The organism is Pedobacter quisquiliarum, from assembly GCF_014642175.1.
Taxonomy (GTDB): domain Bacteria; phylum Bacteroidota; class Bacteroidia; order Sphingobacteriales; family Sphingobacteriaceae; genus Pedobacter; species Pedobacter quisquiliarum.
Genome location: NZ_BMIL01000002.1, coordinates 281,140 through 302,360, shown reverse-complemented (window position 1 = coordinate 302,360; position 21,221 = coordinate 281,140). Strand labels below are relative to the sequence as shown.

General features: G+C 50.5%; 19 protein-coding genes. 8 read left to right on the top strand and 11 right to left on the bottom strand.

Translation table 11 applies throughout. From position 1 onward, the window contains the following. Positions 1-6 precede the first annotated feature (6 nt). Complete coding sequence (locus tag IEW69_RS03730; protein WP_188625485.1) at positions 7-681, top strand: M15 family metallopeptidase; 675 nt, start codon at positions 7-9, stop codon at positions 679-681. Here the strand turns inward: IEW69_RS03730 and IEW69_RS03725 are convergent. Genes IEW69_RS03725 through IEW69_RS03685 form a run of 9 tightly spaced genes read right to left on the bottom strand, consistent with a single transcriptional unit; the run spans position 676 to position 11,101 of the window. After that, positions 676-2,037: an alkaline phosphatase family protein gene (locus IEW69_RS03725; protein ID WP_188625484.1), complete on the bottom strand. Its 1,362-nt coding sequence runs from the start codon at positions 2,035-2,037 to the stop codon at positions 676-678. The genes IEW69_RS03730 and IEW69_RS03725 overlap by 6 nt on opposite strands. After that, positions 2,034-3,242 carry a metabolite traffic protein EboE gene (gene eboE / locus IEW69_RS03720; RefSeq protein WP_188625483.1) on the bottom strand — a complete coding sequence of 403 codons (1,209 nt, stop codon included), beginning with the start codon at positions 3,240-3,242 and terminating at the stop codon, positions 2,034-2,036. The genes IEW69_RS03725 and eboE overlap by 4 nt, the downstream gene beginning before the upstream one ends. Beyond that, on the bottom strand, positions 3,239-4,414 hold the full coding sequence (locus tag IEW69_RS03715; RefSeq protein ID WP_188625482.1) for a 3-dehydroquinate synthase: 1,176 nt from the start codon (positions 4,412-4,414) through the stop codon (positions 3,239-3,241). Before IEW69_RS03715 ends, eboE begins: the two co-directional genes overlap by 4 nt. Before the next feature lie 12 nt (positions 4,415-4,426). After that, a complete protein-coding gene (gene eboC, locus IEW69_RS03710; protein ID WP_188625481.1) occupies positions 4,427-5,305 on the bottom strand; it encodes a UbiA-like protein EboC in 879 nt (292 codons plus the stop codon). 4 nt (positions 5,306-5,309) lie between these two features. Further along, positions 5,310-6,296 carry a TatD family hydrolase gene (locus IEW69_RS03705; protein ID WP_188625480.1) on the bottom strand — a complete coding sequence of 329 codons (987 nt, stop codon included), beginning with the start codon at positions 6,294-6,296 and terminating at the stop codon, positions 5,310-5,312. An 11-nt stretch (positions 6,297-6,307) separates the two neighbouring features. Then, the gene (locus tag IEW69_RS03700) at positions 6,308-7,000 is read right to left on the bottom strand and encodes an EboA domain-containing protein (RefSeq protein ID WP_188625479.1); all 693 of its coding nucleotides are present in this window, start codon (positions 6,998-7,000) and stop codon (positions 6,308-6,310) included. A 6-nt stretch (positions 7,001-7,006) separates the two neighbouring features. Next, on the bottom strand, positions 7,007-7,372 hold the full coding sequence (locus tag IEW69_RS03695) for a transmembrane 220 family protein (protein WP_188625478.1): 366 nt from the start codon (positions 7,370-7,372) through the stop codon (positions 7,007-7,009). A 16-nt stretch (positions 7,373-7,388) separates the two neighbouring features. Beyond that, a complete protein-coding gene (locus IEW69_RS03690) occupies positions 7,389-8,756 on the bottom strand; it encodes a 3-keto-disaccharide hydrolase (protein ID WP_188625477.1) in 1,368 nt (455 codons plus the stop codon). A 41-nt stretch (positions 8,757-8,797) separates the two neighbouring features. After that, entirely contained in the window at positions 8,798-11,101 is a 2,304-nt protein-coding gene (locus IEW69_RS03685; protein ID WP_229663501.1) for a DUF7133 domain-containing protein, read from the bottom strand. A 238-nt stretch (positions 11,102-11,339) separates the two neighbouring features. On the opposite strand from IEW69_RS03685, the gene IEW69_RS03680 reads away from it, so the two are divergent. From IEW69_RS03680 to IEW69_RS03650, 7 genes are all read left to right on the top strand, one after another. Then, a complete protein-coding gene (locus tag IEW69_RS03680; protein WP_188625476.1) occupies positions 11,340-12,521 on the top strand; it encodes a Gfo/Idh/MocA family protein in 1,182 nt (393 codons plus the stop codon). A 33-nt stretch (positions 12,522-12,554) separates the two neighbouring features. Further along, on the top strand, positions 12,555-13,859 hold the full coding sequence (locus IEW69_RS03675) for an MFS transporter (RefSeq protein WP_188625475.1): 1,305 nt from the start codon (positions 12,555-12,557) through the stop codon (positions 13,857-13,859). A 40-nt stretch (positions 13,860-13,899) separates the two neighbouring features. Then, positions 13,900-14,712 carry an SDR family oxidoreductase gene (locus IEW69_RS03670; RefSeq protein WP_188625474.1) on the top strand — a complete coding sequence of 271 codons (813 nt, stop codon included), beginning with the start codon at positions 13,900-13,902 and terminating at the stop codon, positions 14,710-14,712. 8 nt (positions 14,713-14,720) lie between these two features. Next, positions 14,721-15,920 carry a mannonate dehydratase gene (gene uxuA / locus IEW69_RS03665; RefSeq protein WP_188625473.1) on the top strand — a complete coding sequence of 400 codons (1,200 nt, stop codon included), beginning with the start codon at positions 14,721-14,723 and terminating at the stop codon, positions 15,918-15,920. A gap of 20 nt (positions 15,921-15,940) precedes the next feature. Further along, a complete protein-coding gene (uxaC, locus tag IEW69_RS03660; protein ID WP_188625472.1) occupies positions 15,941-17,380 on the top strand; it encodes a glucuronate isomerase in 1,440 nt (479 codons plus the stop codon). Continuing rightward, positions 17,364-18,410, top strand: a complete 1,047-nt coding sequence (locus tag IEW69_RS03655) for a sugar kinase (protein WP_188625471.1) — start codon at positions 17,364-17,366, stop codon at positions 18,408-18,410. The genes uxaC and IEW69_RS03655 overlap by 17 nt, the downstream gene beginning before the upstream one ends. A gap of 69 nt (positions 18,411-18,479) precedes the next feature. After that, positions 18,480-19,142 carry a bifunctional 4-hydroxy-2-oxoglutarate aldolase/2-dehydro-3-deoxy-phosphogluconate aldolase gene (locus IEW69_RS03650; RefSeq protein WP_188625470.1) on the top strand — a complete coding sequence of 221 codons (663 nt, stop codon included), beginning with the start codon at positions 18,480-18,482 and terminating at the stop codon, positions 19,140-19,142. 6 nt (positions 19,143-19,148) lie between these two features. Here the strand turns inward: IEW69_RS03650 and IEW69_RS03645 are convergent, their stop codons facing one another. Next, on the bottom strand, positions 19,149-20,453 hold the full coding sequence (locus IEW69_RS03645; protein ID WP_188625469.1) for a D-alanyl-D-alanine carboxypeptidase/D-alanyl-D-alanine-endopeptidase: 1,305 nt from the start codon (positions 20,451-20,453) through the stop codon (positions 19,149-19,151). Between the two features lie 33 nt (positions 20,454-20,486). Continuing rightward, positions 20,487-21,218: an MIP/aquaporin family protein gene (locus tag IEW69_RS03640; RefSeq protein WP_188625468.1), complete on the bottom strand. Its 732-nt coding sequence runs from the start codon at positions 21,216-21,218 to the stop codon at positions 20,487-20,489. Between the last annotated feature and the right edge of the window lie 3 nt (positions 21,219-21,221).

The window sequence follows — 21,221 nt, the reverse complement described above, 5'->3', positions numbered from 1 at the left end:
TCGCTTATGAAGCACCTTTTGGCTCTTCTGCTGTTCTTCCAGTTTTCGGCGCTTTGTGCGCAGCAGAACCCTTATGGGCTGGCGATCATCAGCACTAAGCAGGAATACCTGAAATCAGTTGCTAAGGACCCGAACAAGGCTCTAGTGGACATCAAAAGGGCTGTTCCGGGTGTCATGCTGGATATTCGCTATGCGACCAAAAACAACTTCATGAAGCAGGTGATGTATCCCAGTGCCCGCGCCTTTGCAAGAAGGCCGGTGGTGGAACAGCTGAAGAAAATTCAGGCACAGTTGAAGAAGAAAGGTTATGGGCTGGTAATCTATGACGCTTATCGCCCCTACGCCATTACAGTGGCCTTTTACCAGAAAGCATCAGACAAGAACTTCGTTGCGCATCCTAAAAGTGGCTCCAGGCACAATCGCGGTTGTGCGGTCGACCTGTCGATCATTGACCTGAAAACCGGTAAAGCGGTGCGAATGCCAACCCCATACGACAGCTTCAGCGCTGCTGCCGCAGCGGATTACCAGGACCTAACTCCCGCCATTAAAAAGAACCGGGACTTCCTGATCAACGTGATGCAGCAGCATGGCTTCCGGGTGATGTACAACGAATGGTGGCACTACGACTTCAAAGACTGGGAAAAATACGAGCTGCTGGATATCCCCTTTCAGAAACTATAAATCATCCTGCATCAGCGTATTCCAGATCACATCATGGACCGCAGTAGCCTCCATTAGACTTCCTGAAGGCACCTGACCTGAAATAAGGACCGGGTAAAATGCTTCCGGGAAATTTATGCTACCATGCGAACCTTTGATCAGCGTGGCATCCAGAGGCACCACATCCATTACATACCTGAAACCTGCCTTTTTGCGCAGCAGCTTGTACGCCGCACGTCCTTTAGAGCGCATAAACATCTCTACAGGATCGTAACCCGGCTTCTTGTGGATGTCCACACACCGCGCATAGTCCGGCGCTAGAGCATCATCCAGCCAGAAATAATACGTGAACCAGCTATCCGGCTCGGCAATCAGCACCAGGTCTCCTGCCCTTTCGTGGTCAATACCCTGCAGCTTTTTACCGGCTTCATCCAGCACCTGCGCAACGCCTGGTAGGGATGCAAGGACGGCTTTTACCTGCTCCATAACGGCGGGATCGTTAAGGTAGATGTGTGCAAGCTGGTGGTCGGCCACCGCAAAAGCCTTTGATGCCCCTGCGTCCAGCAGCTCCAGTCCGCGTTCCACACGAATCTGTAAAAGCCCATGTTCACGCAGTACCCGGTTCAGGTGTACAGGACGCTGCACGGGCACAATGCCATATTCTGAAAGGATGATCACCTCCGCAGCTTTGCTTTCATAGTACGTTACGAGCTGCTTCAGCAGTGCATCCAGCTCCTGAAGGTCCTTGCCGATCTTATCGAAATCATGTCCAAACTTCTGGAGGCCATAATCCAGATGCGGCAGGTAAATCAGGGTTAAAGTAGGGTCGTATAAAGCATCAGTTTTCATGGAGGCCTCTGCTATCCATTTGCTGGATTTAATGTCGGCACCTGGCCCCCAATAGCGAAACAGCGGAAATTGCCCGAGCGATTCCTGCAGCACATCCCGAAGTTCCGCAGGTTTGCTGTAGCAATCGGGGATTTTACGGCCATCCGCAAGGTAATTCGGGCGCGGCGTAACCGCATAATCCGCATTGGAGTACATGTTGTACCACCAGAACATATTGGCACAGGTAAAATCAGGATTAATCGCCTTTGCCTTGTCCCAGATCTTCGGCTGCTGTACCAGGTGGTTGGATTGCTTCCAGAACTTCACTTCCGCATCTGTACGGTCATACCAGCCATTGCCGACAATGCCGTGCGCAGCAGGGGTCTGTCCCGTTAAGTAGGTCGACTGCACTGCTGTGGTTACCGCCGGCAACATGGGTTTGATGCGGCTTAACTGATGCTTTTCTATGTACTGCCGGATAAACGGCGTATGTATGCCGATGAGGTTGGACGATAAGCCAACGACATCTATAACGACTGTTTTCTTCATTTTATGGCATGCTTAATAACCCAGTCCATCTCCTTAATGATGGATTGGCCTATTGGAAGTTTTAAACCTTCGGGCAATACGGCCCAGGTATAGGTTTCTACTTCCAGGTGACTGGTAAAAGGGCGCTGTTGCTGAATGGCCAGCACCTCCAGAATATCGGCCTGCGTAGATTGGAGGTTTCCAATCTCATCTACCGAGATGGGCACATGAAAGTGTGCACGCCATTCTGTTGTTTCTTGCTCAGGGAATTTTGCTAGTGCCTCATCCAAGTCCGGATAACGTATCAATGAACCGGCAGTATTTTTTGCCACCACCTGATGGAGATAGGTCGGTTCATCAAAGGCTTTAAATTCTTCAAGCACCTGCGCCCTGGACTGATACTCTAGAAATTGTCCTTTTAATGCAGCGCTGATCTGGATCTTGCCAACCTTTAAACCTTTAGATTCCAGTACCCGCAGTACCGAGCCATGATCTTCATAGCCAACGGCGAAATGACAGACATCATAACATAAACACAGATGTTGTTTAATCAAGACCTCGGCTTCCGAAGCAGATATTTCAAACGCACTACTGATCACAGGAATCCCTAAGGGCAGCAAATGCTGTTCATACCAGCTGATGTATTCGGCACCAGATTCGATGAGCCCATCGGGTTCGGGCTCCAGGTCCAGGTGAATCTGCTTACCCGTTTTTAGGTATAGCGCGATGAGGGTCTTGAGCACCTCCAGCAGGTTTAAGGTTGCCGTATTCACGGCTGCTGCTTTAGCTTCCGCATCCCTGAACCAGTGCCTGTAGCTTAAGGGCGACGTAGAAATGCCGCCATCCTGTTCCGCAGGAAGCAGGTCTTCCAAAATGGAAATCAGCCTCAGGGTATATGCTTTCCGTTCCGGGGTTGTCCAGTCCGGACTGTGCACCGCTGCTTTCACCACCGTATCGTGGAAATCCCCGTAAGGGAAACCGTTCATCGTAAAAACATAAGCATCGGTGGCCGTTAGCCAATCCTTAAATTCCCTGCGGGTTGCTCCATCCTGAAGTGCTATACTGGCTGCATTAGATAAACGCAGGCCCAGGCCCATTGGGGCTTCGGGGGAAATGGCCGCTTTGATGCCTGGAAAGTGGGTCTTGAGCTGTTCAAAGTCTGTGCTCCAGTCCTTCCCCGCATGGATATTGGTACAATACGTTAAATGTCCTGAGCTCGTTTTCATAGCGGGAAGGTATTGGTATCAAACTGGCGCTTCTTAAACTGCAGGATGTATTGACTGGCTTGCAACAGTGTATGTGGGTCCATCTCATGTACCTCAAAGCCTTCACCAACATCGCGCAACAGCGTGATGCAGAGGTTGCCACCAAGATGCTCCCGAAACTCCTGCAAACCCTGCAGTATGGGTGCATTTAGGTCTGTAATCCGAATTAGAGGATTCGTGATGTCGAAGAATAAAGCCAGCAGGTTTAAGATCCTTTGTAGCTTCTCTTCGGATAATACCCCTGCATAAAGCGAATAGGTACTGTCGAGCGCCATCCCCATAGCCACAGCTTCACCATGGGTAATGCTGAAATTGCTGAGCTGTTCCAGCTTGTGTGCCGACCAATGCCCAAAGTCCAGCGGCCTTGAGGAGCCACGCTCAAATGGATCAAGGCTGGAGATGTGTTCCAGGTGGAGCCTGGCGCAGTGTTTTATCAGGTATTCCATGCTTTCCATGTCGCGGTTCAACAACTTGCTGGCATGCGCTTCAATCCAGGTGAAGAACGCCGGATCTTTGATTAAAGCAACCTTAATTGCTTCTGAGATACCCGACCGGAAATCACGGTTGTTTAGCGTCAGCAGAAATTGCTTGTCATTGAAAACTGCCACTGGCGGGGAAAAGCTGCCCAGAAAGTTCTTCTTCCCTTTGTAATTGACCCCGTTTTTAACCCCTACGCCCGAGTCGTTCTGAGCAAGCACGGTTGTTGGTATCCTTAGATGACGGATGCCCCGGTGTGCAATGGCTGCAGCGTAGCCAACAAGATCGAGCACCGCCCCACCACCAACAGCGGCAATATAGCTGTGCCGGTCGATCCCATGGACATCCACCGCTTCAATAATGCTTTCCAGCACGGCGGGGTTATTCTTTGCCGCCTCGCCCCCAGGTACGATCAGGATCTCGCTAACCAGCTCCACAGCCCGATGCACCTGAAAATAAGCCGTGATTGCCGTTTCCAATGCTGGATTTGCATCTACCAGGCCCGCATCCAGCACAAAAAGCACCTTCTTCTGTGCAGCTGATGACTCGCCATTGAAAAAATCGGCGAGCAGTAAGTTATCGGAATCAAAAAGGCCTTCTGTGAAGAAGATCTTGTAGTGGTAACGTATATTAAAAGATTGTTCTAAGTAGTCCATAAAAGCGTATAACTAGGTGACTGCAAAGGTTTTGCTTAGCCACAGGGAGAGCGGTAAGAGTAAAACAATAACAATTGCGACCTGCCAGATGCCGAAAGCACCCGCCCAGGAAGCATTAAGCAGGATAAGCGCGATAACGCCCGCTTTAACGGCTTTGCCAATGTTGTTTGCACTGGGTATCCGGAAGGCGGTGAGCAGCGGCCCAAAGATCATCAGCACAAAGGGGATGATGAAAAGCAGCGTAAGCCAGACGTTTTGCATATGTATGGAAACCCACAGGACGCTGGCCACCACTGTGGCATACAGTACCGCCGCAATGCGGAGCATCTTTTTATCGCCGCCGTGCACCTCACCCCTGCTGATGATGGTAATCGAGGCAATATAGATCAGAGGGATGAAGGCCAGATACCACCAGTGGGTAAGGGCCGGTGTAACAATGCTTAATCCCAGCAACAGGTTCAAGCCTCTGCAAAGCCCCATATTTAGCGGGCCCCAAATGGTATAATGTTTCGCCCAGCGGTTATAAGTCAGGCAGGCAAGCACAATGAGTACGGCGATCTGAAAAGAAAGCGGCTGAAAGCTGGCTGCTGCCCCAACACCAATGCTGAAAAACATAACGCCAAATGCCGTGGCTGCGCCAACGGAGATTAAGCCGCTGGGAATGGGCCGTTCAGGGCGCTCAATCGCATCAAGGCCGGCGTCAAAGACATCGTTGAAGATGATGCCACCCGCATAAAGTCCTATTGTAGAGATACAAAGCAGCAATACCGGATAGTAACTCCCGGCATCGCTAAAGTACCCTGAAATGGCAATACCCGCCAGCACATCCGCTACCGCAGTAACTACATTTGCCAGCCGCATTAAACGGAGAAACCCCAATACTGTGCTCATAAGCCTAAGCGATAATGATCGTACCCTTATCTATTCTGGGCTGCTGCCCACCTCTTAGTATCGAATTGCTTTCAAATTTCTGTGCCTGATCCACTTCGCGGATCTGGTCGAAATCCTTTTCATGGATCTGGCCACTTTGCCCGAATGCGGTGATGGCATTTCGGTAACAGACCAAATCAATTGCTTCCATCGAAATGCCGCGTTGCTTCATCAGGGCTGCCGATTTAGGTACGGCCAGTGGATCACTGATGCCCCAATCTGCTGCAGAATTGATCATGATGCGCTCCGGTCCATACTGCTTCAGGATTTCCACCATCCGTTCGTTGCCCATCTTGGTGAAGGGATAAATCGTGAATGCGGCCCAGAAGCCCCGGTCCAGCACTTCCTTCACTGTTTCTTCATTGTTGTGGTCTATGATGATCATTTCCGGCGAAAGGCCATGTTCAACCGCGATGTCCATGCTTTTGCTGGTGCCTTTCTTTTTATCCCGGTGCGGCGTATGCACCTGAACCGGGAGTCCTGCCGATTTTGCCAGTTCAAGCTGTAGCCTGTAGTATTTTTCTTCTGCGGCGGTCTGGTCGTCGAAGCCGATCTCACCAATGCCCACCACGCCTTCCTTGTACACAAATGCTGGCAGCAGTTCCATTACCTGCTCGGCCAAGGCTTCATTGTTAGCCTCACGCGAGTTTAAACCTATTGTGCAATAGTGCTTGATTCCAAACTGCGAAGAACGGAAGCGCTCCCAGCCAATCAGGCTGCTGTAATAATCGCGGAAGCTGTCCAGACCCGTTCTCGGTTGGCCCAGCCAGAAAGCGGGCTCTATCAGTGCCACCACCCCTGCATCAGCCATCGCCTGGTAGTCATCGGTGGTGCGCGAGGTCATGTGTACATGCGGGTCAAAGAACCGCATCCCCGCAATCGCACTCAGGTCAAGTGCACGGTGTGTTCTTGTACCCTGATTTCGTTCATTTAAATTATCGTTGCAACACATATCTATTCCAATTATTGTAGTTCCATTAACTTGTAGATTTCAGGATTTACGCTGCGTCCTGCCGCGGTTCGTTCCTGAACGTAATCTTCCAGCGCTGCTTTGAGTCTCGGGTTCATCCGCTGCTCCAGTCCGCGAATCCGGCGAACGTCTTTATCCGTGAAGAATGCCTTTAAGATCATCTGATTCCAGGCGGCTTCCTTAAGGTATACGGCCGGATAGTTATTGTTACACATGATGGCTTCCAGAACACTCCCGATATTGCTTCGGATCCCTTCTTCACAACGCGTAATCCACTGCTCCGGATAGGCGAGCAATTCCAGGGATTTATAAAGTGCCACCAGCTCATTTACCTCCGCCCCAACAAACAGCGGGTCTATGGTGGCTACATAGCTGATTTGATCACCATCGGGCACCTGCAGCAGCAGCCATACGCGGCTGAGCGTGTCTATCAACCATTCGCGCATGGCATTTACCGGCAGCTGCTTACCCCCTTGCGCAAGCTGCTGCGCAGCAAGTTCCGGATCAGCCTTAATTGCGAATCGCGGCACCTGCGCGAAAATCCGGTTGAGCTTTCCCGGCTTGGCGGTCGAACGCAGTGCAGCACCTTGTTCGCAAAGCCAGCCATACCCCTCCGGATGAAGCCTGGTCTCCAGAATATCCATGAATAAGCTGTCTATAGCTTCCATCGCATTGTTGTTTATCATGCTCCTTTAAATCGTAAAATAGTTTATTGCGAGTGCGGCACTGATGATCAGCAGTCCGAAAAATTCCCGCGCCTTTTCAATGTAGGGTTTCGTGGCCTGCATATTTTCCACCAGGCTCGGTCGCCCGTACACCTTTATCCAATCCCTTACACCGTCCTTACTAAAGAATAGCTGCACCGCATAGATCAGGTAAAAGGAAATGGCAGCAATATAGGCCCAAGGGTAATAATAGCCGCAAGCCGCGGCGCCACAAAGGCCCGCAGCAACCAGATAAATGGGTACCCAAAGCCATGAATCTCCATCATTAAGATTTACATAAGCAAAGCCAATGAAGGAGATACAGAAAATCATGTTCAATATCGTCAGCAACATATATCTGGCTTATTGCCTACAATTCCTTAATCTTTATGCTGCGGAAGGCCACATGGTTCCCATGGTCCTGCAGCAGGATATGTCCCTTTTCTGCCATACCGAAGTTCTTCCAATCCTTGTACTTACTGGCTTGTACCAACTGCTTGAATTCCTCGGAACCACGTGTATATTCCAGCACTTTAAAGCCATTTAACCAATGTTCCACGCGGTTGTCCGGGTAAACACGAATCAAACCCTGGTTCCATTCGCCAATCTTGTGCTGACCATTTGGGATCTTTTTACTGGTAATCAGGTCGTATAAGGATGCCAGCGTACGATTGCCATCACGGCCGAGTTTCGCATCCGGGTGGCGCGCATCATCCAGAATCTGGTACTCCAGTCCGATTGCCGACCCTTGTGTTTGCTCCGCAAGCGTCACGAAATACTTAACGCCGCTATTTGCACCCTCATCCAGCTTGAAGTCGAACTTCATTTCAAAAGCTTTGTACTGCTTTTCCGTGATGATGTCTCCCCCGTTGGTGGATTCCTGACCCTTTGCTTCCTGCACATGCAACTCTCCATTGGCGATGCTCCAGCCGCTTTCCGGGAACTTCGTCCTGGTTTTGGCACTCAGCCAGCCTTTTGTCGTCTCTCCATCCCACAGCATCGCAAAACCTTCCGCTTGTTCCTGTTTGGATAAGTCATTCGGCACCAGGTTCACCACATAGATGTCGTCCATTTTGCTTGGCTTCAGATTACTGGTCTGAATGCGAATGTTCCGCCAGCGGATCTGCATCCCTGGTTGCATGTCGCCGTATATGCCATGCACCTGCAGGGCAATAAAGCCAGACGGGGTCATGCTGTCCACCACGTTCGCCGTAGGCACCCCATTCACCCAGGTGCGGATGCTGTTCCCGATACACTCGATGCGGTACTTGTTCCAGGCATCTTTTCGGAAAGCCTTCTGCCCTTTGGGATTGATGTCCATTGGGTATAACCAACCTCGGCGCGCTTCGTCATAAATGCCGCCGCTCCATGCCCGCGCGGATGGATCAACCTCCACCTGATAGCCATGTACCCGGTTATTCTGGTAATCTGGTTTGCTTTCACTTCTAATCTGTATACCGGAGTTCATCTCATTGTTCACCAGCAGTTCAAGCTCCAGGATAAAATCGCCATACTGCTCCTTTGTCGCCAGAAAAGAATTCGGCTCCTTTGGAACGGTTGTGCCAATGATCTCGCCATTCTTCACCTCGTACTTCGCTTTCCCGTTGAGCTGCTCCCAACCGTCCAGATTCTTGCCGTTGAACAAGTTCTTCCAACCGCCGGATTGCTGCGGTTGTTGTGCGTTACACGTTCCAGCGTAGCAGAACACCGTCAGGATTATTAATTTGCTTAGGTTCATATCGTTCTTATTTGATTTTCATGTAATAGGTTGTTCTTGCATTATTTTGTAACCTTATGGCTCAGGAGCTCTTCAACGGTGAAAGCCTTATCTCTGCCTTTCAGCTGCTCCCTTACTGCAGCGACCTCCGGTTGTTTGACTTTATCTGCCTTATTCCGGCCGTAATCACGGATATAGCTTAGCAGTTGCGCAATATCTTCATCAGAAAACTCATTACTGCCTGCAATGCCCGGCATGTCGGCCATGATCTCTGGTTTCGTGTACAGGTGTTTATTCACTTCCACCGGACCGGTAAGGCCATAAAGCACGATGGCAATCAGGCGTTCCTTTTTGCCGGTCACCCATTCCGATTTGTTGAGCGGCGGTGCAAGCGATTTGATGCCATTCAGATCCGCACCATGGCAAGTCTGGCAATTCGTTCTGAATAATGCAGCGCCTCTTGGGTATTTACGCTCCGTTTCTTTCGGATCGTCGCTGTTCCTTGCATTGAATTTATTGGTCACAATGGTCTTAAGCTGTTTATTGATGACCAATGCAGTATCCGGAAACTGTCTTAAGACTTGCTTCTGGAATGCTTCCTCTTTACCCTCCAGGTTAGATATCACGGCATCCGCAACGAATTTTTCCGCCGCATAGCGCTTCAGTAGCTGGTTCTGCATTAAATCTGCAGCAGCAGGATCGAACTTGCGAATGGTGTTTGTGAGAAAGCCCAGGTAAGGTGCGGCAAGCTTATCCCCGAGCATTGCCGGGGCAGTCAGCACTTGCACATATCCCGCTGCGGTCGCCTTATTGATCACCGAAGGCAAAACACTTAAGGCCTGCATCCGCAATGGCCAATGTTGTGATTTCAGGAACTGGAGCACCTGTGGCGCTTCCAGCGCATGTAGTCCTTCCAGCGTCCAGAAGGCATGCATCCTTGCATTGATGTTGTTTGATTGCAGCGCTTTTATCAATGCCGGCACGACATCCTTGGATTTGCGGTCTACCAAAATCTGCTGGGCACGGTCCCGGATCCAGCCGTTACGATCCGCCAGCAGGCGAACCAGCACTTGTGGATCTTCCGGCATCTTCCTGAAATCAGGCTTTTTACCCTTGGGCACCACCTTATATATCCTGCCGCAAACCAACGGTAAAGTCAGGTTTCGCTTTTTAATTTCCTGCTTCAGATACGGTGTCAGATAGGTTTTATGCTGGATAATGCCTCGATACATATCCACAACATACAAGGCGCCATCTGGCCCGTCATGCAGGTTTACCGGCCGGAACCGTTCATCCACACTCGATATGAATTCCCGATCTTGATACGCCTGAACCCCGCTTGCGGCATAACCGCTGTCCAGCGTCATCACATTTCTTTTCACCAGATTGCCCGCAGGCTCCGCAACAAAAGAATTTAAACGATATGGCGCGGAGAAATAGCCACCACGATAGATTAGCGGAGCGCAGGCGGCGGTGAAATTCACCAGTCGCTGCGTCGTGTCCAACACCCCCGGCAGATACCCGCGGTTCACCCCTGGGGTTGCATGTGCCGGGTAAACCCGATTATCAGGCACAATACTCATGTTGTAGCCCGCAACTTCCCGCTGGTTTTTATTTGTCGCCCCTAAACCTGGCGTAAAGTAGTCGCCAATAACATTTGCAGAGTTATGGTTATAGTACAGGCGGCCATAGTTATCCTGGCTAATGCCCCATTGGCCTCTGAAATGCGTCTGTTCAATGATCCAGCGATCCCCGTCCTTTTTATAGCGCTTGGCAGATTTCGCGTTATATATCCAGTTGTCCATAGCGCGCAGCAAGCCATTTGGCTGATGCTCCACATTCCCCTCATCTGCATAAAGGCTATCCACCAGAACGCGCTTACCTGGTTTATCTTTCTTGATCTCGTAATACCATAAGTATGGCGGCTCACCCACCAGCAAGCCATCTTCAATCAGGCACAGTGCACGTGGCAAACGCAGGCTATCCAAAAAGACCTTCCGCGTATCCATCACCCCGTCATGATCTTCGTCTTCCAGGATAACCACTTTTCCACTGGGCTGATCTTCTCCGGTCCCCAGCGTATCGGGCATATAGCCGTTCATCTCCAATGCCCATATCCGGCTTTGATTATCGAAGGTCAGCGCCACGGGTGCGCTGATCAGCGGCTCAGAGGCTATAAGCTTTACTTCAAAGCCTTCTTCAACGGTCATATTATCGAGTGATGCTTCGGCAGAAAGTGGATCTGTTTTACACTGGCTACAGCAGATGCTGATCAGCACCAGGCTCAGGAATTGGAAGGTTCTTTTGAAGGTTAGGCCTTTGAACATTTTCAAAGAAAATGGATCAGACCGGTGCATACTGCTCATACAACTGATATTTGGTTTTGTGCCGGCTCTGCCGACAGCTCTAAATTAGGCACAAATAATAACGTCCTTTCTGCTTTAATGTAACTTTCCCGTTTTTAAAGGCATTTTTCCTGCAGCTTGCTGTTAAATTCCTAAGTTTATTATAGCTAACGCTTTTGATTTAAAGATAATTATTTCTAATTATGTAATTGCAATCGATTGCAGCATGCATGGTTGCACACCATACCAAATATAAGCTATGAACAAAAGTGTCATAAAGGTTGGCATCATCGGCGCTGGTTTTGCCGCCAGATTCCATGTCGACGCCCTGAAACGCGTTTTCAGTACCAGCATTGAAGTCATCGGTGCCTACGCCAGAAATTCGGATAAGCTGCTGCAGTTTACCGAACCGCGACAAATCCATGCTTTTCAGGATGTACATGCATTGATTGATGCCTGCGACGTGCTGCACGTTTGTACACCACCGGTCACCCACGAACCATTAGTGATAGCCATCTTACAAAAACATAAACATGCCATCGTCGAAAAGCCATTCACCGGCTACTTTGGTGATGGTGGCGCAGACTTCAATGGCGACACCTTTCCACGCCAGACTGGCTTGGAGCATACCCTTGAAAGCATCCGCCGCATGCTGGATGCGGAGCGATCAAGCCAGGGCCGCATCATGTACGCAGAAAACTGGGTGTACGCACCGGCCATTCAGAAAGCCCGCGAAACACTTGAAAAATCAGGCGGACAAATCCTTTGGATCCATGGCGAACAATCCCACTCAGGCTCTCATTCACTTGCTTATGGCGAATGGCGGTTATCCGGAGGCGGTTCTATGATTGGCAAAGGCAGTCACCCCACTGCCGCAGCGATCTACCTGAAACATGCGGAAGGCCGGAACCGTACAGGTCAGCCCATCCGCCCGAAATCCATCTCTGCACGTACCCATGCCATCACCCGCATGGACAATTACGACAACAAAGGTCATCTGCAAACGCATTACAAAGACATCGAAGATCTGGCCATGGTACACATCGTGTTTGAAGATGGTACGGTCGCCAATCTCTTTGCCAGTGAGCTCGTACTTGGCGGCGTCAAAAACCAGCTGGAGATCAATGCAAATAACCACCGCACAGTGTGTAACCTCGGGCCGAACAACGCCATGCAGGCCTATACCCCGGATGAAAAATACTTTAAAGACCTCTACGTGGTGGAAAAGACAGAGACCAAACAAGGCTGGTCCAGCATCTCCCCCGATGAGGGTTGGTTCAACGGCTACCAGCATGAGATGGATGCCTTTTACCGCAGCGTCGCCTTTGGCGAACCCATTGAAAGCAACAGCAGCCTCGCCGCAGATGTGATTGCAACCATATACGCCGGCTACGTGTCTGCAGAACAAAAAGGCACTGAAGTCGCCATTACAACGATTTAACCAATATAACCAAATATAAACCCGTTTCTAATTATGGAAAACGTAAAAAGAGGAAACTATCGCTGGATCGTCTGCGCCCTTTTATTTTTCGCGACAACAATCAATTACATCGACCGGCAGGTTATCGGGCTACTCAAACCCACCCTGGAGAAAGAGTTCCACTGGACAGAAGTAGACTATGGCTATATCGTGATGGTCTTTGCCATTATGTATGCTGTAGGTTACGTCATCTTCGGAACTTTCATCGACAAAGTTGGCTCAAAGATCGGCTACGGCATTTCTGTACTGGTCTGGAGTATTGCCGCGGTCATGCATGCCTTCGTGAAAAGCACGTTTGGATTTGGTGTTGTTCGTGGACTCCTGGGGCTTGCGGAATCCGGAAACTTCCCTGCAGGCATTAAAGCTGTTGCAGAGTGGTTTCCTGTGCGTGAAAGGGCACTTGCCACGGGTATTTTCAATTCCGGAACGAGTGTAGGTGCTGTGCTTGCCCCGGTAATTGTGCCCTGGATTCTGGGTCTATACGGCTGGCAGGAAGCATTCATCATTACGGGTTCCATTGGATTTATCTGGCTCATCTTCTGGTGGATCTTCTATGAAATTCCAACCAAACAGAAACGCCTGAAACAACCGGAGCTCGACTACATCAACAGCGATGAAGATCAGGGCGCGCCGGAAATCAAGATTAAAATTAAATGGGCGGACCTGCTGAAGTTAAGGCAAACCTGGGTGTACATCGTTGGGAAGGTGCTTACCGATCCGATCTGGTGGTTCTTCCTCTTCTGGCTACCTTCCTTCTTTGCGGACACTTTTGCGCTCGACCTTACCAAGCCAAGCTTTCAGCTGGCGGCAATTTACGGTGCAACTACCTTCGGCAGCATCGGCGGCGGCTTCCTTTCTTCGCACTTCATCAAGTCGGGCTGGCCGGTATTAAAAGCCAGAAAAACAACGCTGCTGATCGTGGCCATTCTGGTGATGCCGATCTTCTTCGTACAATATGCCTCAGACATCTGGAGTGTAGTTGCACTGGTAGCCCTGGCTACTGCGGCACACCAGGCTTGGAGCGCAAACATCTTCACGATCGTTTCAGACATGTTCCCGAAATCCGCAGTAAGCACCGTGGTGGGTATTGGTGGCATGTCGGGCTCCATTGCCTCCGCCCTGTTCCCATTATTTGTGGGTACCTTGTTGGCGTACTATAAAGATCTTGGAAACATTTCCGCAGGTTATCATATTCTGTTTATAATTAGTGGTTGTGCTTACATTCTGGCCTGGGGCGTTATCCAACTGCTAACGAGAAACATGAAACCCATTGAATCCATCATTGAAGAAGCAGTTTAATCAACTTTAACCGGCATTTTTGCCAAAGCAGCATAGGCTTATGGAATTCGGAACATTAAAAGATAAGGTCATCGTTGTTACCGGTGGAACCGGCGTCCTGGGCGCTTCCTTCGTAAACAGCATCAGCCGCATGGGCGGTAAAGTGGTTATCCTTGGTCGCAAAATAGAAGTGGCTCTGGAACGTGCAGCAGCGATAACAGCTGCGGGTGGTACCGCACTGGCCGTAATGGCCGATGTGATGGACCTCAGCAGTCTTGAAGCCGCTAAAGCGGAGATCATAAAGCATTACGGCCGCATCGACGGACTGGTAAATGCCGCAGGGGGTAATCTGCAGGGTGCGGTAATCGCGCCAGAGCAGGACATCTTCAGCCTGGACATGCCTGCCTTTAACCAGGTGCTCAGCCTTAACCTTCAGGGCACCATTCACGCCACACAGGTCTTCGGCCCCGAGATCGCAAAAGCTGGGCAGGGCAGCATTGTCAACATTTCCTCCATGACCGCACAGCGTGCCATTACCAAAGTAATGGGCTACAGCATTGCCAAAGCTGCAGTTGATGCTTACACCCGCTGGTTCGCCGTGGAGCTGGCCAACCGTTATGGCGATAAAATCCGCATGAATGCCATCGCCCCGGGCTTTTTCATTACCGAACAGAACCGTAGATTGCTGACCAATGAAGATGACTCCTTAACGGAACGGGGGAACCTGGTCATCAAACAAACCCCATTCAAGCGCTTCGGCGCTCCTGAAGAACTTGAAGGGGCACTAATCTGGTTGCTGAGTGATGAATCCAGATTCGTTACCGGTGCCATCCTGAATGTTGATGGTGGATTTGCCGTTTTTGGCGGCGTATAATTGAACATATGAACTTAGAACAAACATGGCGTTGGTACGGCCCAAATGATCCTGTACCACTTTCAACCATCCGCCAGGCTGGTGCCACTGGCGTGGTTACGGCCTTGCACCACATCCCAAATGGCGCCGTATGGCCCAAAGAAGAGATCCTGAAACGAAAGGCTGAAGTTGAACAAGCCGGACTGACCTGGTCTGTCGTGGAAAGCGTACCCGTTCATGAAGACATCAAAAAACGCTCTGGCAATTACCAACAGTACATCGAGCACTATAAAACCACCCTGCTCAACCTGGGTGCCTGCGGCATAGACATCGTCTGCTACAACTTTATGCCAGTGCTCGACTGGACCCGCACCAATCTGGATTATCAGATGCCAGATGGCTCCACCGCCTTACGCTTTGAAGCTTTTGCTTTCGCCGCTTTTGAACTGTACATCCTGAAAAGACCAGGCGCCGAAGCGGCATACCCCTCGGAAATACAACAAAAGGCACAGACATGGCTGGAACAGCAAAGCGAAGCAGATAAGTCGCAGCTGGTAAAAAACATCATCGCCGGTTTACCCGGCTCCGAAGAAGGGTATTCCCTCGAGCAATTCCTTGAAGTCCTGAAAAGCTACGAAAACATCACCCCGGAAGTCCTTCAAGCCAACCTGTTCCATTTTCTTGAACAGGTGATTCCTGCCGCAGAGCAGGCCAATGTGCTGATGTGTATCCATCCTGATGACCCACCCTATCCAATACTCGGACTACCACGGGTGGTTAGCACCGAAGCGGATATCCAGGCTATGTATGCCGCCGTACCTTCCATGCATAATGGGCTCACCTACTGCACCGGGTCCTTTGGCGTCCGCGCTGATAATGACCTGGCCGGTATGGTCGACCGCCTTGGCAACCGCATCCATTTCATTCACCTAAGGAGCACCAAACGTGATGCAGATGGCAACTTCCATGAAGCAGATCATCTGGATGGCGATGTAGACATGTATGCCGTGATGCAAGCGCTGATCCGGGAGCAACAAAGACGTTCAGCTGCCGGAAGGAAAGACCTTCGCATGCCCTTCAGGCCTGATCATGGACATAAGATGCTGGACGATCTGCATAAAAAAACAAACCCCGGCTATTCGGCTATCGGCCGCTTGCGCGGACTTGCAGAACTGCGTGGCCTGGAACTGGGCATCCGCAGAAGTATGGAAAACAAACCTGAACAATAAACCAAGCTAATACTGGTCATATGAAAGAATTTCTCGATGATAACTTCCTCCTGGAAAGCAAAACCGCAGAACGCTTATACCACGGCTATGCGAAAGACATGCCCATCATCGACTACCACAACCACCTGCCGCCTGATCAGATTGCAGCAGATCTGCAGTTCGAGAACATGTCGCAAATCTGGCTTGCCGGTGATCATTATAAATGGCGGGCCATGCGTGCAAATGGCGTCAATGAAGCTTACATCACCGGTGATAAACCCGATGCAGAGAAGTTCATGAAATGGGCGGAAACCGTTCCGTATACCATGCGCAACCCACTCTACCATTGGACGCACCTGGAACTGCAGCGCTACTTCGGCATCAAAGACCTGCTGTCGGCTAAAACCGCAACCCACATTTACGAGGAATGTAACGCGAAATTACAAAGTCCGGAATATAGTGTCCGTAACCTCCTGCGCCGCATGAAAGTGCAACAGGTCTGCACAACCGACGATCCGCTGGATGACCTGCACTTCCACCAGGAATTGCTTCATGACTTCGAAGTTGGTGTTGCACCTGCTTTCAGACCAGACAAAGCCATGAACCCGGAAGATCTGGAGGTGTTAAACCAGTATATCGACAAGCTGGAAGCGGTCTGCAACATGGAAGTAAGAGACTACGATGGCTACCTTAAGGCACTTAAGAGCCGCCACGACTATTTCGCAAGCAAAGGCTGTACGGTTTCAGATCATGGCCTGGAGCACATCTATGCGGAAGACTACGAAGAAGCAGAGATCAGACAGATCTTCAACAAGATCCGGGCGAAGCAAGTCATAGAACCGCTTGAAGCCTTGAAGTTCAGGTCCGCAATGCTTTATGAATTTGCCGTGTGGAACCATGAAAAAAGCTGGGTACAGCAATACCACCTTGGGGCATTGCGGAACAACAACAAACGCGCATTAAGTACGCTGGGGCCAGATACGGGCTGGGATTCGATTGGCGACTTCAGTCAGGCCAGAGCACTATCACGGTTCCTCGACAAACTGGATGCGGATAACCGCCTGACCAAAACCATCCTATACAACCTCAATCCCGCAGACAACGATATGATGGCTGCCATGATTGGCAATTTCAATGATGGCACGCAAGCGGGAAAGATCCAGTTTGGCTCCGCCTGGTGGTTTAACGACCAGAAGGAAGGCATGACCAGGCAGCTAAACACGCTGTCCAATATTGGCTTAATCAGCCGCATGGTGGGTATGCTCACCGACTCCCGCAGCTTCCTTTCTTTCCCGCGGCATGAATATTTCCGGCGAATTCTGTGCAACCTCTTCGCAGAAGATGTAGAGAAAGGCGAGCTGCCAAACGACATCGAGTGGATCGGCAAAATCATCCAGGACATCTGTTATTACAATGCGAAAAACTACTTTGACTTCGCCGCATTAAAGCAAACCAGCAAGCAAGATGAGTACAACAGATAACAACCAGTTTCAGCCGCAGGGTAAAGGCGTACTGACCTTTGGGGAGTTGCTGCTGCGGCTCTGCCCGGATGTCAATGGCGACTGGCTCAACAGCAATCAGATGCCAGTTTTTGTGGGTGGTGCGGAATTGAATGTGGCCACTGCGCTTGCGCTCTGGGGCATTCCCACAAGCTATATGACCGTTATCCCGGACAACATGCTTTCCAGACAACTGATGGGCTATATTGAAGCCAGAGGCATCAATACGTCTACCATTAAACTCCAGGGAAAACGCATGGGCATCTATTACCTCAATAGCGGTGAAGATGTAAAACATGCCGGCGTCATCTACGACCGCGCAAATTCAGCCTTTGCAGAACTACAACCTGCTGAAATCGACTGGGCAGCAGTATTCGAAGGCATCTCCTGGTTCCACTTCACCGCAATCTGTCCGGCACTGTCCGAAAACGTCGTGGCCGTTTGTGAAGCAGCCCTGAAATACGCTGCTGCGAAGGGTATTTTCATCTCCCTGGATTTAAACTACCGCGCGAAGCTTTGGCAATATGGTAAACAGCCCCTGGAGGTGATGCCTGCACTGGCGCAATACTGCGACCTGATCATGGGCAATGTATGGGCAGCAGAACTGATGCTTGGCACTACACTGGCGGCAAACTTGAAAGACCTTGATACGGAACAAGCCTACCTAAAACAAGCAGAAGACACTTCAAAAGAAATCCTGTCCAGGTTTCCAAAGTGTAAATCGGTTGCCAACACCTACCGCTTTGATTTCCAGGAAACCGGCATAAAATACTACAGCACCCTCTATACCGCATCCACATTCCACCATTCTGCCGTGTACACCACTGCGAACTATGTAGATAAGGTGGGCAGTGGCGACTGCTTTATGGCCGGATTGATCTACGGGCATTTTCAGGGACATGAGCCACAGGAAACACTGGACTTTGCCACGGCCGCTGCATTTAACAAACTCTTTATTGCGAGCGATGCCACCAGCAGCACTGCAGCAGAAATCTATGGAGCCATTAAGTAAATAACCGCCTATAAGGGATATCAGCGCAAAGCGCAGGTTATCCTGCCAAAAGGCTATTACGATGAAAAAATGAAAAAGACAAAGGAAGAAATACTCGCAACATTACTGAATCAAGGGCTTTTACCGCTCTTTTACCTGGATAGTGCCGCAGAAAGCGCTGAAATCTTAAAAGCATTGTACCGCGCAGGTGTAAAAGTATTCGAATATACAAACCGCGGCTCCGCAGCATTGGAGAACTTCAAACAGCTGGTTGCCCTAAAAAACGAAAGCATGCCTGATCTGCAGCTCGGCATTGGCACCATTAAAACGCCGCAGGAAGCCAAAGACTTCATCCAGGCCGGTGCAGATTTTCTCGTATCTCCGATCATCAATCCTGAAGTCGGACAGCTGGCAAACGAAGCCGGTTTGTTATGGATTCCGGGCTGCATGACACCCACCGAGATTGATCTGGCGCAAAAACATGGTGCCCTGCTGATCAAAATCTTCCCTGCAAATATCCTTGGGCCGGAGTACATTGCCTCCATTCGTGAGCTTTTCCCCGGCCAGCATTTTATCCCTACCGGAGGAGTTGATCTGAGCGCAGCGAACATCCGAGCCTGGTTTGCGGCCGGCGTCAGTGCCGTCGGCATGGGCAGTAAGCTCATCAGCAAAAAGATCATTCAGGAGAAGGCCTATACCGAATTGCAGCAGCACACAGAAACCGTGCTGCAGACGATCAAAGACAACCGTTAAGCCGCTTTAAAAATGCTCATGGATGTAGCCGACCACACGGGCCATTTCCTTGCGGACCTCCGCCGTTGGCAGCACATAATTATTGTTCATGAAGGAATAGAGCAGCACCTTGCCTTTCTTCGTCAGCACGTAACCGCTTTGATTGTGCACGCCCGACAGGGTGCCGGTCTTGCCATACACAAAAGGATTATCCGTCTTCGGATAAGCGTTTTTCAAAGTACCTGATTTTCCACCTGCCGGCAGCATATCAAAGAGCCGCTTCTGGTCATTCACGGTGCGATAAATAGAATCCAGTACAGCCACCATGGCCCTCGGACTAAACAGGTTTGCCCTGGAAAGCCCCGATCCATCTACCCAGGAAGCATTGCCCGGCAAATTCGCCAGGTATTTCTTGCGCACATGCGAAATGGCGGCTCCGCCATTCAGGTCCTGCCCAATGGCATTGGAATAAACCAACAACAGCTGCTCCGCAATGAAGTTATCACTCGGCAGCATCATCGCTTTCAGCACCGCATCTCTTTCCGTACTGAACAGCGTTTTTGCGTCTACCGGCATCTTCATCTTGACGATGCCCACCGGACGCTTTAGGGTATCTGTAAGGAGATTAATGGTCAACACCGTACTGGTCTTGTACGGCACATATTGCGTATAGTCCGCTGGAACGGGCATATCCGGATAGCGAAAAACATTCTGGTCGAACGCACGAACTACACGAAAGCTGGATTGTGCTGCGCTGGCGTCTTTGATCAGACAACTGTTCATCGATGCTGGCAAGACCTGCAGTTTCCCATTTTGGCTGCTTAATGCCAGCATGTTATCCTTGATCGGAAATTCACTGATCTCCGGCTGGTAGTAGTCGTTGAAATCATCCCATGACCAGCCATTCCCATAGAAATTACCGGTATAACGGCCAGGTGCGAAAAACAACTTCTTCCGGCTGGCTTTCAGAAAGTCTAAGGCACGGTTGCTGTTTAGCGCGTTCTCCAGAAAAGAAGGATCACCGGTACCCCAGAAGATCAGGGAATCTCCCCGTTCCACATACCGCAGCGCGGGAATGGAGTCGCCAAGCATCTTCAAGCCGGCATAAAAAGTAAACAGTTTCGTATTCGATGCCGGCACAAAGTAGCGATCGGCATCTTTTTCATAGATCATCTTCCTGGCCTCCAGGTCGTACAAAGCAAAACCTGTATGGTACTGGTTCGTGATTGCCGGCTGGTCAAATTGCCTGGCGACCTGCCTGGCCATCTTCTGGTTCATGGAGCAGGCACTGCACACGATGCTGGCCAGCAGGCCGATGATGATTTTTCTCATGTTGGTTTCCGGGGGATATGCCGGACAAGTTAATTAATTTTTCAGCACAAGGAAAAGCACCGCTGCGATCGCCGCGCCGATAATGGGTCCAACCACCGGAATCCAGGCGTAGCTCCAGTTGCCATCCCCTTTATTCGGAATGGGCAGCAGGCAATGCATGATCCTTGGTCCAAGATCACGTGCCGGGTTGATGGCATATCCTGTGGTCCCACCCAGTGAAAGCCCGATGCCCCACACCAGAAATGCGACCGGCAGTGCACCTAAGGAGCCCAGCCCAAACGGGGTCTTATCCTCTCCCATCTCCGGATTGGTGAAATAAAAGATCACGAAAATTAAAACGAAGGTACCTATGATCTCACCGATCAGGTTTGATGTGGTGTTCCGGATCGCCGGTGCCGTACAAAATACAGCCGCTTTACAGCCCTGATCAGGCGTTTCATTGAAGTGGTCCCTGTAAATCAGCCAGACCAGCAAAGCGCCCAGCATGGCCCCAATGAATTGGGCCAGGATGAACATGGGCGCACTTGCCCAGTCAAATTTCCCGGCAATGGCAAGGCCGATGGTCACCGCAGGATTCAGATGTGCCCCGCTATACGGTCCCGCAATCACAACCCCTGCAAATACGCCCAGCGCCCAGCCCGTGGTGATCACGATCCAGCCCCCATTCGCACCTTTAGTACCCGATAGTACCACATTGGCAACAACGCCATTTCCAAGAAGAATGACGAACATTGTCCCAATCAGCTCAGCAGTAAATTCATTCATAAT